Genomic DNA, 14,014 nt, shown 5'->3' on the forward strand with positions numbered 1-14,014 from the left:
CTGTCGGTGGCGCCCGGTAGGCTCGTACTCACGATGACCGACGAGCACATCCCTCCCGCCGAGGCGTACGCGGCGCACCGCCGCCGGGCCGCCGAGGAAGCCACCGCACTCGGCTCGTTCCGCGGGCTCTACGAGTTCGCCCTCGACCCCTTCCAGCTCGACGCCTGCCGGGCCCTGGAGGACGGCCGCGGCGTGCTGGTCGCGGCGCCGACCGGCTCCGGCAAGACGGTCGTCGGCGAGTTCGCCGTGCACCTGGCGCTGGAGCAGGGCCGCAAGTGCTTCTACACCACGCCGATCAAGGCGCTGTCGAACCAGAAGTACGGCGACCTCGTCCGGCGCTACGGCGCCGCGAACGTCGGCCTGCTGACCGGCGACAACACCATCAACTCCGACGCCCCGGTGATCGTCATGACCACCGAGGTCCTGCGGAACATGCTGTACGCGGGCTCCCAGACCCTCCTCGGCCTCGGCTACGTGGTCATGGACGAGGTGCACTACCTCTCCGACCGCTTCCGCGGCGCCGTCTGGGAAGAGGTGATCATCCACCTCCCGGAGTCCGTCACCCTGGTCTCCCTGTCGGCGACGGTCTCCAACGCCGAGGAGTTCGGCTCCTGGCTCGACACCGTGCGCGGCGACACCGCCGTCATCGTCTCCGAGCACCGCCCCGTGCCGCTGTGGCAGCACGTGATGGCCGGCCGCCGGATGTACGACCTGTTCGAGGAGCGCACCGCCGCCGGCGGCAGGCAGGAGCCCGCCAAGGCGGTCAACCCCGACCTGCTCCGGCTGGCCCGGCAGGAGTACTCCCGCCCCTCCGGTCCGCGCGACCGCCGCCGCGGCCGGGGCCGCGAGGCCGACCGCGAGCGCGAGCGCCGCTCCCGCTCCCGGGTCTGGACGCCCAGTCGCGTCGAGGTCATCGAGCGGCTGGACGCCGAGGCGCTGCTGCCGGCGATCACGTTCATCTTCAGCCGCGCCGGCTGCGAGGGCGCCGTACAGCAGTGCCTCTACGCGGGCCTCCGGCTCAACGACGAGGAGGAGCGGGCCGCGGTCCGCGAGATCGCCGAGCTGCGCACGGCCGCGATCCCCCGTGAAGACCTGCACGTGCTGGGGTACTTCGACTGGCTGGAGGCCCTGGAGCGGGGCATCGCCGCGCACCACGCGGGGATGCTGCCGACGTTCAAGGAGGTCGTCGAGGAGCTGTTCGCCAAGGGCCTGGTCAAGGCGGTGTTCGCGACCGAGACGCTGGCCCTCGGCATCAACATGCCGGCTCGCTCCGTGGTGCTGGAGAAGCTGGTGAAGTGGAACGGCGAGACCCACGCCGACGTCACGCCGGGCGAGTTCACGCAGTTGACAGGACGCGCGGGGCGCCGGGGCATCGACATCGAGGGCCACGCGGTGGTGCTGTGGCAGCGCGGGATCAGCCCGGAGTACGTCGCGGGCCTGGCCGGCACGCGGACGTATCCGCTGCGCTCCTCCTTCCGCCCGTCGTACAACATGGCGGTCAACCTCGTCGCCCAGTTCGGCCGGCACCGCACGCGCGAGCTGCTGGAGATGTCCTTCGCGCAGTTCCAGGCGGACAAGTCGGTCGTCGGCATCTCCCGCCAGGTGCAGAAGAACGAGGAGGGCCTGTCCGGCTACCGCGAGGCGATGACCTGCCACCTCGGGGACTTCGAGGAGTACGCGCGGCTGCGCCGCGACCTGAAGGACCGCGAGACGGAGCTGGCCCGCCAGGGCGCCGCGCAGCGCCGCGCCGCCGCCGCGGGCTCGCTGGAGAAGCTGCGCCCGGGTGACGTGATCCACGTGCCGACCGGCAAGTTCGCCGGCCTCGCCCTCGTCCTCGACCCCGGCACCCCCGCGGGCCGCACCAACGGCCACCGCGGGTTCGAGCAGCACGACGGCCCCCGCCCGCTGGTGCTCACCGCCGCCCGGCAGGTCAAGCGGCTGGCCGCGATGGACTTCCCGGTGCCGGTGGAGCCGCTGGAGCGGATGCGCATCCCCAAGTCGTTCAACCCCAAGAGCCCGCAGTCGCGCCGGGATCTGGCCTCCGCGCTGCGCACCAAGGCAGGGCACCTGGAGCCGCGGCGGCACCGCAAGGAGCGCGCCCCCGCCGCCGACGACGCCGAGATCGCCCGGCTGCGCAAGGCGATCCGCGCCCACCCCTGCCACGGTTGCGACGAGCGGGAGGACCACGCCCGCTGGGCCGAGCGGTACCACCGGCTGCTGCGCGACACCCACCAGTTGGAGCGCCGGATCGAGGGCCGGACGAACACCATCGCCCGCACCTTCGACCGGGTCTACGCGCTGCTCACCGGGCTGGGCTACATCGCCGAGCAGGACGGCGGCGAGAAGGTCACCGAGGACGGCCGCCGGCTCGCCCGGCTCTACGGCGAGCTGGACCTGCTGGCCTCCGAGTGCCTGCGCGAGGGCGTCTGGGAGGGCCTCGGCCCCGCCGAGCTGGCCGCCTGCGCCTCCGCGCTGGTCTACGAGGCCCGGCAGTCCGACGACGCGATGGCGCCGAAGCTCCCGGGCGGCGGCGCCAAGCGGGCCCTGGGCGACATGGTGCGCATCTGGGGCCGGCTCGACGCCCTGGAGGAGGACCACGGCATCCGCCAGACCGAGGGCGTCGGCCAGCGCGAGCCGGATCTCGGTTTCGCCTGGGCCGCGTACCAGTGGGCGTCCGGGCGCGGCCTGGACGAGGTGCTGCGCGAGGCGGACATGCCGCCGGGCGACTTCGTGCGCTGGTGCAAGCAGTTGATCGACGTGCTGGGGCAGTTGTCCGCCGCCGCCGACCCGGAGGGCACGGTCGCGGGCAGCGCCCGCAAGGCGGTCGACAAGGTGCTGCGCGGCGTCGTGGCGTACAGCTCGGTGGGCTGAGGCCGCCCGCGCGCGGGGCACTACCCTGCCCGGGTGATGACCTACGACGATCTGACGCCGCCGGAGCGGGAGTTGTGGGCCGCGTTCCCCGAAGGCCGCCCGGTGGACCTGCGCGTCGGCGACGCGGCCCTCGACGACCCCGCCGGCGGCGCGGCCTGGGGCCCGGAGCGTACGGTACGGGCCGCGGTCCTCGCCGCGCTGCTGCTGGGCGCGCACCCGCCGCAGCCCGGCGCCATCGCGGCGCTGCGGCTGGCCGGGGCGCGGATCACCGGGGGACTGGACCTGACCGGCGCGGAGACCACCCACCGGCTGCGTCTTGAGCACTGCTTCCTGCACGAGGAGGTCGTCCTCACCTCGGCGACCACCGCGAGCGTGCATCTCGACGACAGCGTGCTGCCCCGCGTCGACGCCCGGCTCGCCCGGGTCGAGGGCGTGCTGTCGGTGCGGCGCAGCCGGGTCGCCGGCGCGCTGCTCGCCACCAACGCCCGGATCAGCGGCGAACTCCTCCTGCACGGCGCCCGGTTGGCAGGCGAGAACGGCTGGTCGCTCTTCGCCGGCGGGCTTGAGGTCGACGGGGCGGTCTTCTGCACCCACGGCTTCACCAGCGGTGGCGGGATCCGGCTCATCGGCGCCCGGCTGTCCGGCGGGCTCTTCCTCGACGGCGCCCGGATCGGCGCCTCGGACGGCCTCGCGCTCCTCCTCGACCACGCCGAGGCCACCACCGTCCGGCTCACCGCCGGCTTCGCCGCCGCGGGCCGGCTGGAGCTGCGCGGCACGCACATAGCCGACCTGCTCAGCTTCGACGGGGCACGTCTCGGCGGCTGCACCGGCATCGACTGCGCCCGGATGCAGGCCACCGACTTCCGCTTCACGCCCGCCGTCCGCCCCGCCGGGCCGGTCTCGCTCGACGGCACGCAGGTGACCACGCTCCACGACGATCCGGAGAGCTGGCCCGTGACCGTCCTCCTCGACGGCTTCGCGTACGGGTCCATCCAGTCGGCGGGCGCCGCGGGGAAGGACTCCGTACGCCGGCGGCTCGACTGGATCCGCCGCGGCACCGGCTACGCCCCGCAGCCGTACGAGCAGCTCGCGGCCTGGTACCGGCAGATCGGCCACGTCGACGACGCCCGCCGCGTCCTGCTCGCCAAGCAGCGCGCCCGCCGCCGCACGCTGCGCCCTGCGGGCCGGGCCTGGAGCCTGCTGCTCGACGGCACCGTCGGCTTCGGCTACCGGCCGTGGCTGGCCGGGCTGTGGCTGGCGGCGCTCACGCTGCTCGGCAGCCTGGTCTTCGCCGCGGGCGACGACCGGCCCGTGCGCGAGGGCGAGGGACCGGACTTCCACCCCGTCGTCTACGCCCTGGACCTGCTGATCCCGGTCGGGGGCCTCGGCCAGCGCGACTTCTGGTACATGTCCGGCGGGGTGGCGCAGATCCTCTCGTACGTCCTGGTCGCCACCGGCTGGCTGCTGACCACGGCGCTGGTGGCGGGGATGACGCGGACCCTGGAGCGGACGTAGCGGCCCGGCCGCGGCGTGTCCCGCCGCGTCCGTGACCGGGTGACGCCGCTGCCCCGAACGTGGGAGGGGCGCGGGGTGTTGCGCCACCGGGCCGCCGCGGCCGGTGACCCTGTGAGCCATGCGTTGGACCAAACTCTGTGCCGCGGCGGTCTCCGCCGCCGCCCTGTCCGTGCTCGTGGCCGCACCGACCGCCGCCACGGCCCCCCGCGACGAGCCGGCGTGCACGTCGGACACCGGCCCGTACCAGCGGGAGCTGGAGAAGGAACTGCAGCTCGAAGTGGACGGCCGGCAGAGCCCGGAGGACTGCGCCGCCATCAGCGCGTTGCAGCGCCGCCTCGACATCCACCCGCCCGACGGGTACGCGGACCTGATGACGTACCGCTACGCGCTCGCCGACCGCGTGGGCCGCGACTCCGCGGAGCGCCGCGACTGCCCCACGCGCACGTACCGCGTCACGTGCGTGGACCTCAACCGGCAGTTGCTGTGGGTGCAGAAGGGCGGGCGGCTGGTGTTCGCACCGGTGCCCGTGCGTACCGGCCGCGAAGGGCTGGAGACCCGCGTCGGCTGGCACCGCATCTACTGGCGCAACCGGGACCACCACTCCACGATCTACGACGTCCCGATGCCCTACGCGCAGTTCTTCGACGGCGGCCAGGCCCTGCACGGCACCGACGAGGACCTGTTCACCTCCGGCTCCGCCGGCTGCGTGAACCTCACGGAGGAGGACGCCAAGACGCTCTGGGATCTGCTGCGCGAGGACGACCAGCTCTACATCTGGGGCGCGAAGCCGGGCACGGGCGGCTGAGCGCCGCACCGTGCCGCCGCGCCGGCGGCGCCGGCCCGGGTGTCCGGGCCGGCGCCGCCGTGGACGTCGGTCCCACCGCGGCGTCGTGCGGGATGCTCCGGAAGCGGATGCCCGCCTGGCCGCCGCTCGCGCGCCCCGCCGCCACTCGGCGGGCCCCGCCTCGTATACGCGATACATCTCGTATTGACGGGCTCGCGATACTCGCGATATGTTCGGCCACGAGTATACGGTGCCGGGCAAGGGAGGGGGGCGGCCGTGCCCGCGAAGCGGCGGAAGCTGAGCAACCCGCTGGCCCTGGCCGTGCTGGCCTTCCTCGCCGAGCGGTCGATGCACCCGTACGAGATCGCCCAACTGCTGCGGCAGCGCGGCAAAGAGGAGAGCATCAAGATCAATTTCGGCTCTCTCTACACCGTGGTGCAGAACCTGGAGAAGCACGGCTTCGTCACCGCCGCCGGGGTGCAGAAGCAGGGGAACCGGCCGGAGCGCACGGTCTACGCCATCACCGACGCCGGCCGCACCGAGATGCACGACTGGCTCACCGAGATCGTCGCCGCCCCCCGCCGGGAGTTCACGCACTTCGAGGCCGCCCTCTCCCTGATCGGCGTGCTGCCGCCGGACGAGGCGGTCGAGGCGCTGCAGACCCGGCTGGCGCGGCAGGAGGTCCTGGCCGCGGCGCTGCGCGGCGCGCTGGCGAAGCTGTACGAGACGCTGCCGCGCGTCTTCGTCGTCGAGACCGAGTACCAGGCGCACATGCTGGAGGCCGAGGCCGCCTGGCTGCGCGGCCTGCTGGCGGAGCTGGCCGACGGCTCCCTCAGCGGCGTCGCGGAGTGGCGCGCCTGGCACGAGACCGGCGAGATGCCGGCCGAATGGCGGGATCTGGAGGAGGAGTTGCCCGGCGGCGCGGGCGGGACGCCCGGCGCCGCACAGGAGACGCAGGACGCGAGGAAGGGCCCGTAGCGGCCCGGAAGAATGCGTCCCGGCGGGCTGCGCCAACAGCCCGCCGGGACGGACCCCGAACATCCGGACCTGCGTGGAGGCAGGCGCCGGGCGCCGAGGTGCGGCACACCCCAGGATAGCCAGGCTCCGCTTTCGCCGATGGTCCGGCAGCACCCACGCACACCGTGCGAGAGCGGAGTTCGCCATGCCCGGAAGAGGAACGCTCGCCGTCGAGGCGCGCGAGCTGACCAAGAGGTATCCCCACGACGTCACGGCCCTGGACGGCATGTCCCTGGCCGTCGCGGCCGGTACGGTCTTCGGGCTGCTCGGCCCGAACGGCGCCGGCAAGTCCACCACCGTCAAGATCCTCACCACCCTGGCCAGGCCCGACGGCGGCGCCGCCGCCGTCGCGGGGCACGACGTGCTGCGCCGCCCGGGGCGCGTCCGGCGCGCGATCGGCGTCGTGGCGCAGAAGTCCGGCGCCGATCCGATGGCCACCGGACGCGAGAACCTGCTGCTGCAGGGCCGGTTGTACGGGCTGCGCGGCGCCCCGCTCGGCCGCCGCGCCGACGAACTGCTGGCGCGCTTCGACCTGGCCGGTGCCGCGGACCGGCTCGTACGCGGCTACTCCGGCGGGATGCAGCGGCGCCTCGACGTGGCGCTTGGCCTGGTGCACCGGCCCGAGGTGCTCTTCCTGGACGAGCCCACGACGGGCCTTGACCCCGAGGCCCGTACCGCCCTGTGGGAGGAGATCGCCCGGCTCGCCGGCGGCGAGGGGCTGACCATCGTGCTGACCACGCACTACCTGGAGGAGGCCGACAGGCTCGCCGAGCGCGTCGCGATCGTCGACCGCGGGCGGGTGGTCGCCGAGGGGACGCCCGACGGGCTGAAGGGCGAGCTGCGCGGCGACGCCGTGCACGTCGAACTCGCCCGCACGCCGGGGGAGACGGGGGCGGGGCCGCTGCGGGCGGCGCTCACCGGCGCCGCGGGCGTACGCGAAGTGGTGCTCGACGGGCGCCGGCTGAGCGCCCGGGCGGCGGACGGCGCGGCCGCCGTGCCGCTGGTGCTGGCCGCGCTGGAGCGCGCGGGCGCCGAGGCGGCCGCGGTCACCGTCGCCCGGCCCTCGCTGGACGACGTGTATCTGCGGTACGCGGGCCGCCGGTTCGCCGACGCGGACAGCGCGGGCCCGGCCGGCGACGCGCAGGACCCGGCCGCCCCGGCGGTCGCGGGAGGTGCCCGATGAGCGCGCTCGCCGCCCACACCTGGTACATGACGCAGCGTCAACTGACCGCGTTCCTGCGGCAGCCGGCGTATCTGCTGATCACCCTCGTCCAGCCGGTGATCTGGCTCTTCCTGTTCGGCAACCTGTTCCGCGAGATCACCGGACTGCCGGGCTTCGGCACCGGCTCGTACCTGGACTACCTGATCCCCGGCGTGGTGGTGATGACCGCGCTCAGCTCCAGCATGTGGGCCGGCATGGGCACGCTGGAGGAGATCGAGCGCGGCACCCTCAACCGGTTCCTGACCACCCCGGTGAGCCGCGGGGCGCTGATGAACGCCAACGTCGTCAACAACGGCCTCAGCGTGCTCGTGCAGTCGGTCGTGATCGTCCTGCTCGGGCTGCTCGCCGGCGCCGACTACGCGGGCGGGGCCGCCGGGCTGCTGGTGCTGGTGGCCGCGGCGATCCTGCTGGGCACCGTGTTCGGGGCGATGTCCAACGCGATCGGGATGGTGGTGCGGCAGCGTGAGTCGATCATCGGCATCAACACGTTCCTGCTGCTGCCGCTGACGTTCCTGTCCTCGGCGTTCATGGCGCCGGCGCTCATGCCCGGGTGGATACGGCACATCGCCGACGCCAACCCGGTCGACTGGGCGGTGGTGGCCGGCCGGGGCGCGCTGTCGGCGGACCCCGACTGGGGCGACGTGCTGCTGCGGTGCGGGGGGCTGCTGGCGGTGGCGGTGGCGGCGGTGTGGCTGTCGACCCGTACGTTCCGCACGTACCAGCGGTCGGTCTGAGCCGTCCGTCCCGCGGGCCTCAGGGTGCGGAGCCGGCCGCCGGCTCCGCACCCTCCTGCTCGCGCTCAACGGCCTGGTTCCACTGCTTCTTCGAGGACTGCCAGCCGTCCTCGTCGTGGCCGAGCCGCCAGTAGCCGGAGACCGACAACTGCTCGCGCGGCAACTCCCGCTCCAGTCGCAGGTGCCGGCGCAGCTCCTTGACCATCCCCGCCTCGCCGTGCACGAAGACCTGTGCCCGGCCGGGCGGGAACTCCAGCGCCCGCACCGCCTCGACGAGGGCCCGGCCCACGGGCCGGCCGTCGCGGCAGAGCCAGGTGACGGCGCCCTCGGGGGCCGCGAGCGGCTGCCGCTCGGCGGCGTCGGCGACCTCGATCAGCACGTGCGCGACGGCCCCGTCCGGTACGCGCTCCAGCGAGGCGGCGATGGCCGGCAGCGCGCTCTCGTCGCCCGCCAGCAGATGCCAGTCGGCGGCCGGGCCGGGCGCGTACGCGCCGCCGGGGCCGAGGAAGCGCACCACCTCGCCGGGCCGGGCGCGCAGCGCCCAGGGGCCGGCCACGCCGGCCGCGCCGTGCACGACGAAGTCCAGCGTCAGCTCCCGGGCCTTGGCGTCCCAGTCGCGCACGGTGTACGTGCGCATCAGGGGCCAGCGGTCGCGGGGCAGGTCGCGGCGGATCGCGTCCAGGTCGTACGGCTCCGGGTACTCCGCGCCCGGCGCCGGGAAGAGGAGCTTGACGTAGTGGTCGGTCCACTCGCCCGCGGTGAAGCCGGCCAGTTCGTCGCCGCCGAGGACCACGCGCACCATGTGCGGGGTGAGTTGCCCGGTGCGCACCACGCGGGCGGTGTGGACCTGGCGCTTCCGGCCGGCGGGGCGGTCTGCCACGTGAACCTCCGGGACGAGGGGAAGTTAGGGTCACCTAACTTAACACCCCGGCGGCCGGCCCGCGGCCCGGAACCGCGGCGCCCGGCCCCCGACCGCGGCCCCCGTTGGCCCCCGCCGTCAGCCGCGCAGCGTCGTCAGCAGCCGCTCCAGCGAGCCGCCGAGTCCCCACTGCTTCGCGAGCGCCGCCAGCCGCTCCGGGTCCCGCGGCGTCCGCGGCAGCTCCGGGTCGTACGCCGGCAGCGGCACGTCTGCCGCGACCCGCACCACCTTCGGCGCCACCTCGACGTACGGCCGCGCCTCGGCCAGCCGGCGCCGCTGCGCCGGGGTGAGTTGCGAGGCGGGGTCGTCGACGGCGGCCATGATGCCGGCGAGGTCTCCGTACGCGTCGAGGAGCTTGGCCGCGGTCTTCTCACCGATGCCGGGCACGCCCGGCAGGCCGTCGCTGGGGTCGCCGCGCAGCAGGGCGAGGTCGGCGTAGCCGGAGCCGTCCACGCCGTACTTCTCGCGCAGGGCCGCGCCGTCCATGACGGTGGCGTTGCCGACGCCCTTGACGGGGTATACCACTCGTACCCCCCGGGCGTCGTCGACGAGTTGGAAGAGGTCGCGGTCGCCGGTGACGATGTCCACGGGTCCGGCCGCCCGCGCGGTCAGGGTGCCGATCACGTCGTCCGCCTCGTACGGGGCCACGCCCACCCGTGCGATGCCGAGGGCGTCGAGCACCTCCTCGATGACCGGCACCTGCGGCGACAGCGTGTCCGGCACCACCTCCTCGTCCGCCTCCTCCCCGGGGTGCTCCTCGGCGACCCGGTGCGCCTTGTACGAGGGGATGAGATCCACCCGCCACTGCGGCCGCCAGTCGGCGTCCATGCAGGCCACGAGGTCGTCCGGGCGGTAGTCGGCGACGAGCCGGGAGATGAAGTCGAGCAGCCCCCGCACGGCGTTCACGGGGGTGCCGTCGGGGGCCGTGACCGATTCCGGTACGCCGAAGTACGCGCGGAAGTAGAGGCTGGCCGAGTCGAGCAGCATCAGGCGTCGGGTCATCCCCTGATGATGCCGTATGCACCGCGACCAAACGCGATCGAGATGTGAACTGGATCACGCAATGGTTTGGACATCGTGATCCTGGGCAGCGGCCGAAGTGGAGTGAACCGATGGTCTATACACGGACAATTCGGTAAGCAACCGGGCAGAACCCGCGTCACTCCACGACCTGCCGACGGGGGAGGCAGGTCGATTTTTCCGTTCGAAGCGTGAGGTGTATGTGAGCAGGCTCCAGGCGGAGCACCTGTACAAGGTGTTCGGTAAACGGCCAGAAGACGCGGTCGCGAGGCTAGAAGCCGGCGAAGACCGTGAGAAACTTCGCAAGAAGGGCACGACCGCGGCGGTGGTGGACGCCTCCTTCACCGTCGAGTCGGGCGAGATATTCGTGGTCATGGGCCTCTCCGGGTCCGGCAAGTCCACGTTGCTGCGCATGCTCAACGGGCTGCTCGACGCCACGTCCGGCCGGGTGCTCTTCGACGGCCAGGACCTGACGTCGCTGACCGACCGCGACCTGCGCGAGGTGCGTTCCACGAAGATCAGCATGGTCTTCCAGCACTTCGCGCTCTTCCCGCACCGCAGCGTCCTGGAGAACGCCGCGTACGGCCTCGAAGTCCAGGGCATACCCCGGGCGGAGCGCGAGCAGCGCGCCACCGAGGCCCTGGAACTGACCGGCCTGAAGGGCTGGGAGCACCACTGGCCCGACGAGCTGTCCGGCGGCATGAAGCAGCGCGTGGGCCTGGCCCGCGCCCTGGCCACCGACGCCGACCTGCTGCTCATGGACGAGTCCTTCAGCGCGCTCGACCCGCTGATCCGGCGGGACATGCAGGACCAGCTCATCGAGCTGCAGTCCAAGCTGAAGAAGACCATCGTCTTCATCACCCACGACCTCAACGAGGCCATGCGCCTGGGCGACCGCATCGCCGTCATGCGCGACGGCCGCATCGTCCAGATAGGCAGCCCCGAGGACATCCTCGTCAGGCCCGCGGACGACTACGTACGCCGCTTCGTCGAGGATGTCGACCGCACCCGGGTGCTCACCGCCGGATCCATCATGGAGGAGCCGGAGGACGGCCTCTCCCCGAAGGAACTGCGCGCCGCCGCGCCCGTCAGCGTCACCGAGGACACCCCCGTCGCCGAGCTGTTCGGCCCGTTCGCGACCGGCGACGACGCCGTGGGCGTCACCGACGCCGACGGCGACCTGGTCGGCCTCGTGGAGCGCGGCCGGCTGCTGTCCATCCTGGGCGACCAGGCAGGCGACGACGAGGGCGAGAAGGTGACCGCAGGTGCCTGAGATCGACTTCGGGTCCCGGGTCGAGTCGGTCGTCGACTGGCTCAAGGACCACCTGGGCTGGCTCTTCGACTTCATCGACACGGTCCTCTCCGGCATGTACGACGGCGTCAACGCCGTCCTCGACGCGCCGGAACCGCTCGTCATGGCGGGCATCTTCGCCGTGATCGCCTTCTGGCTGCGCGGCCCGCTGCCCGCGGTGCTCGCCTTCGCCGGATTCGCCGTCGTCGACTCGGTGCAACTGTGGCCCGAGGCCATGGAAACCCTGTCGATGGTGCTGGTCGCCACCGCGATCACCGTGGTGATCGCCGTGCCGCTGGGCATCTGGGCGGCCCGCAACAAGGTCGTCAGCACCGCCATCAGGCCGATGCTCGACTTCATGCAGACGATGCCCGCCTTCGTCTATCTGATCCCGGGCGTCATCTTCTTCTCCATCGGCATCACCCCCGGCATCATCGCGACCATCGTGTTCGCCATGCCGCCGGGCGTGCGCATGACCGAGCTGGGCATCCGGCAGGTCGACTCGGAACTGGTCGAGGCCGCCGAGGCGTTCGGCACCAAGCCCGCCGACACGCTGCGCCGCGTGCAACTGCCGCTGGCGCTGCCGACGATCATGGCGGGCGTCAACCAGGTCATCATGCTCGCGCTGTCCATGGTCGTCATCGCCGGCATGGTCGGCGGCGGCGGCCTCGGCGAGGTCGTCTACAACGCCGTCACCCGCGTCGCCATCGGCACCGGCTTCGAGAGCGGCCTGGTCGTCGTCATCCTCGCCATGTACCTGGACCGGATGACCAGCGCGCTCAACCAGCGCGTCTCGCCGCTCGGCCGGCGCGCGCTCGCCAAGACCGCGGCCGCGGTCGACCGGTGGAAGTTCCTGCACTACAAGCCCACCACCGCGATCGCCACCGTCGGCATCGTCGTGCTGGCGCTGCTCGCCGGCGGCCTGAACCTGGCCGACTCCGACGACGACGGGGGCACCCCGCAGGCCGCCGCCGCGTCCACCGACGTCGGCCAGGGCCGGCAGATCGACATCGGCTACATCCCGTGGGACGAGGGCATCGCCTCCACCTTCCTGTGGCAGGAGGTGCTGGAGCAGCGGGGCTTCAAGGCGGAGGCCAAGCAGCTCGACCCGGGCCCGCTCTTCACCGCCGTCTCCGAGGGCCAGGTCGACTTCCAGACCGACGCCTGGCTGCCCGTGACCCACGAGCAGTACTGGGAGAAGTTCGGCGACAAGATGGAGGACATGGGCTCCTGGTACGGGCCCACGACGCTGGAGCTGTCCGTCCCGTCGTACATGAAGGACATCAAGTCCCTGGAGGATCTGAAGGATCACAAGGGCGAGTTCGACGGGAAGATCATCGGCATCGAGGCCAGCGCCGGCATGATGGGCATCCTGAAGGACAAGGTCGTCAACGAGTACGGGCTTGAGGACTGGGAGGTCGTCTCCTCGTCCACCTCCTCGATGCTCGCGGAGCTGGAGCGCGCGTACCAGGCCGAGGAGCCGGTGGTCGTCACGCTGTGGTCGCCGCACTGGGCGTACAGCAAGTACGACATGACCAAGCTGGCGGACCCGAAGAAGGCATGGGGCTCCGGTGACGACGTGCACACCACCGCGCGCAAGGGCTTCGCGAAGGACGAGCCCGTCGTCGCCGAGTGGCTGCGCGACTTCACCATGAAGGAGAAGGAGCTCACCAGCCTGGAGGAGATGATCGTCGACGCCGGGGAGGGCAACGAGCAGCAGGCCGTCCGCGACTGGCTGGAGCAGAACGAGGGCTACGTCGACAAGATGGCCCCGCTCCCCGACGGCGGCAGCGGCGGCGGCACCCAGGGCAAGGACGCGGGCAAGACCGTGAACCTCGGCTACTTCCCGTGGGACGAGGCCATCGCGTCCACGTACCTGTGGCAGAACGTGCTGGAGGACCGCGGCTACAAGACCAACGTCAAGCAGCTCGACCCCGGCCCGCTCTACACCGCGCTCGCCGAAGGCCAGATGGACGTGCAGTTCGACGCCTGGCTACCGGTGACGCACGAGCAGTACTGGGAGAGATTCGGCGACGACCTCACCGACATCGGCTCCTGGTACGGGCCGACCACGCTGGAGCTGTCCGTCCCGTCGTACATGAAGGACATCAAGTCCCTGGAGGATCTGAAGGATCACAAGGGCCAGTTCGACGGGAAGATCATCGGCATCGAGGCCAGCGCCGGCATGATGGGGATCCTCCAGGACAAGGTCGTCAACGAGTACGGGCTTGAGGACTGGGAGGTCGTCTCCTCGTCCACCTCCTCGATGCTGGCCGAGCTGGAGCGGGCGTACGACAAGAAGGAGCCCATCGTCGTCACGCTCTGGTCGCCGCACTGGGCCTACGGCAAGTGGGACCTGACCAAGCTGGAGGACCCCAAGAAGGCATGGGGCGAGGGCGACGACATCCACACCGTGGCCAAGAAGGACTTCGCCGAGGACTTCCCGGAGTTCAACGAGTGGCTGAAGGACTTCAAGCTCTCCGAGGAGGAGCTGTCCTCGCTGGAGGTCGAGATCCAGAACGGCGGTGACGGCAAGGAGAAGGAGTCCGCCCGCAAGTGGCTGGACGACCACCCCGAGGTCATCGACAGGATCGCACCGGTCTCCTGACCGGCGGCACACTCCGGGCGCCTCGTCGTCCCC

The 14,014-nt window shown here is 72.3% G+C and carries 10 protein-coding genes; 8 read left to right on the forward strand and 2 right to left on the reverse strand.

Going from position 1 to position 14,014, the window contains the following annotated elements:
- Positions 1 to 33 precede the first annotated feature (33 nt).
- The 6 genes from CXR04_RS30495 (at position 34) to CXR04_RS30520 (ending at position 8,143) form a co-directional block, all read left to right on the forward strand.
- Positions 34 to 2,871 (forward strand): DEAD/DEAH box helicase, encoded by a 2,838-nt coding sequence (locus tag CXR04_RS30495; RefSeq protein ID WP_101425430.1) that lies wholly within the window; start codon positions 34 to 36, stop codon positions 2,869 to 2,871.
- Positions 2,872 to 2,904: 33 nt separating this feature from the next.
- Positions 2,905 to 4,386: an oxidoreductase gene (locus CXR04_RS30500; protein WP_101425431.1), complete on the forward strand. Its 1,482-nt coding sequence runs from the start codon at positions 2,905 to 2,907 to the stop codon at positions 4,384 to 4,386.
- 118 nt (positions 4,387 to 4,504) lie between these two features.
- Entirely contained in the window at positions 4,505 to 5,191 is a 687-nt protein-coding gene (locus tag CXR04_RS30505; RefSeq protein WP_101425432.1) for a L,D-transpeptidase, read from the forward strand.
- Positions 5,192 to 5,446: 255 nt separating this feature from the next.
- A complete protein-coding gene (locus tag CXR04_RS30510; RefSeq protein ID WP_101425433.1) occupies positions 5,447 to 6,148 on the forward strand; it encodes a PadR family transcriptional regulator in 702 nt (233 codons plus the stop codon).
- 184 nt (positions 6,149 to 6,332) lie between these two features.
- A complete protein-coding gene (locus CXR04_RS30515) occupies positions 6,333 to 7,370 on the forward strand; it encodes an ATP-binding cassette domain-containing protein (RefSeq protein ID WP_101425434.1) in 1,038 nt (345 codons plus the stop codon).
- The gene (locus tag CXR04_RS30520; RefSeq protein ID WP_101425435.1) at positions 7,367 to 8,143 is read left to right on the forward strand and encodes an ABC transporter permease; all 777 of its coding nucleotides are present in this window, start codon (positions 7,367 to 7,369) and stop codon (positions 8,141 to 8,143) included. The genes CXR04_RS30515 and CXR04_RS30520 overlap by 4 nt, the downstream gene beginning before the upstream one ends.
- A 19-nt stretch (positions 8,144 to 8,162) precedes the next feature.
- Here CXR04_RS30520 and CXR04_RS30525 read toward each other — a convergent pair whose 3' ends face one another.
- Together CXR04_RS30525 and CXR04_RS30530 are read right to left on the reverse strand one after the other, a co-directional pair.
- Entirely contained in the window at positions 8,163 to 9,023 is an 861-nt protein-coding gene (locus CXR04_RS30525) for a siderophore-interacting protein (protein ID WP_101425436.1), read from the reverse strand.
- A gap of 117 nt (positions 9,024 to 9,140) precedes the next feature.
- Positions 9,141 to 10,049 carry a 5'-3' exonuclease gene (locus CXR04_RS30530; RefSeq protein ID WP_101425437.1) on the reverse strand — a complete coding sequence of 303 codons (909 nt, stop codon included), beginning with the start codon at positions 10,047 to 10,049 and terminating at the stop codon, positions 9,141 to 9,143.
- A gap of 235 nt (positions 10,050 to 10,284) precedes the next feature.
- On the opposite strand from CXR04_RS30530, the gene CXR04_RS30535 reads away from it, so the two are divergent.
- Positions 10,285 to 11,355, forward strand: coding sequence for a quaternary amine ABC transporter ATP-binding protein (locus CXR04_RS30535; RefSeq protein ID WP_101425438.1), 1,071 nt, complete (start codon positions 10,285 to 10,287; stop codon positions 11,353 to 11,355).
- A complete protein-coding gene (locus CXR04_RS30540; protein WP_101425439.1) occupies positions 11,348 to 13,981 on the forward strand; it encodes an ABC transporter permease/substrate binding protein in 2,634 nt (877 codons plus the stop codon). Before CXR04_RS30535 ends, CXR04_RS30540 begins: the two co-directional genes overlap by 8 nt.
- The last annotated feature ends 33 nt before the right edge of the window (positions 13,982 to 14,014 follow it).

It is taken from the genome of Streptomyces sp. CMB-StM0423 (genome assembly GCF_002847285.1).
GTDB lineage: Bacteria > Actinomycetota > Actinomycetes > Streptomycetales > Streptomycetaceae > Streptomyces.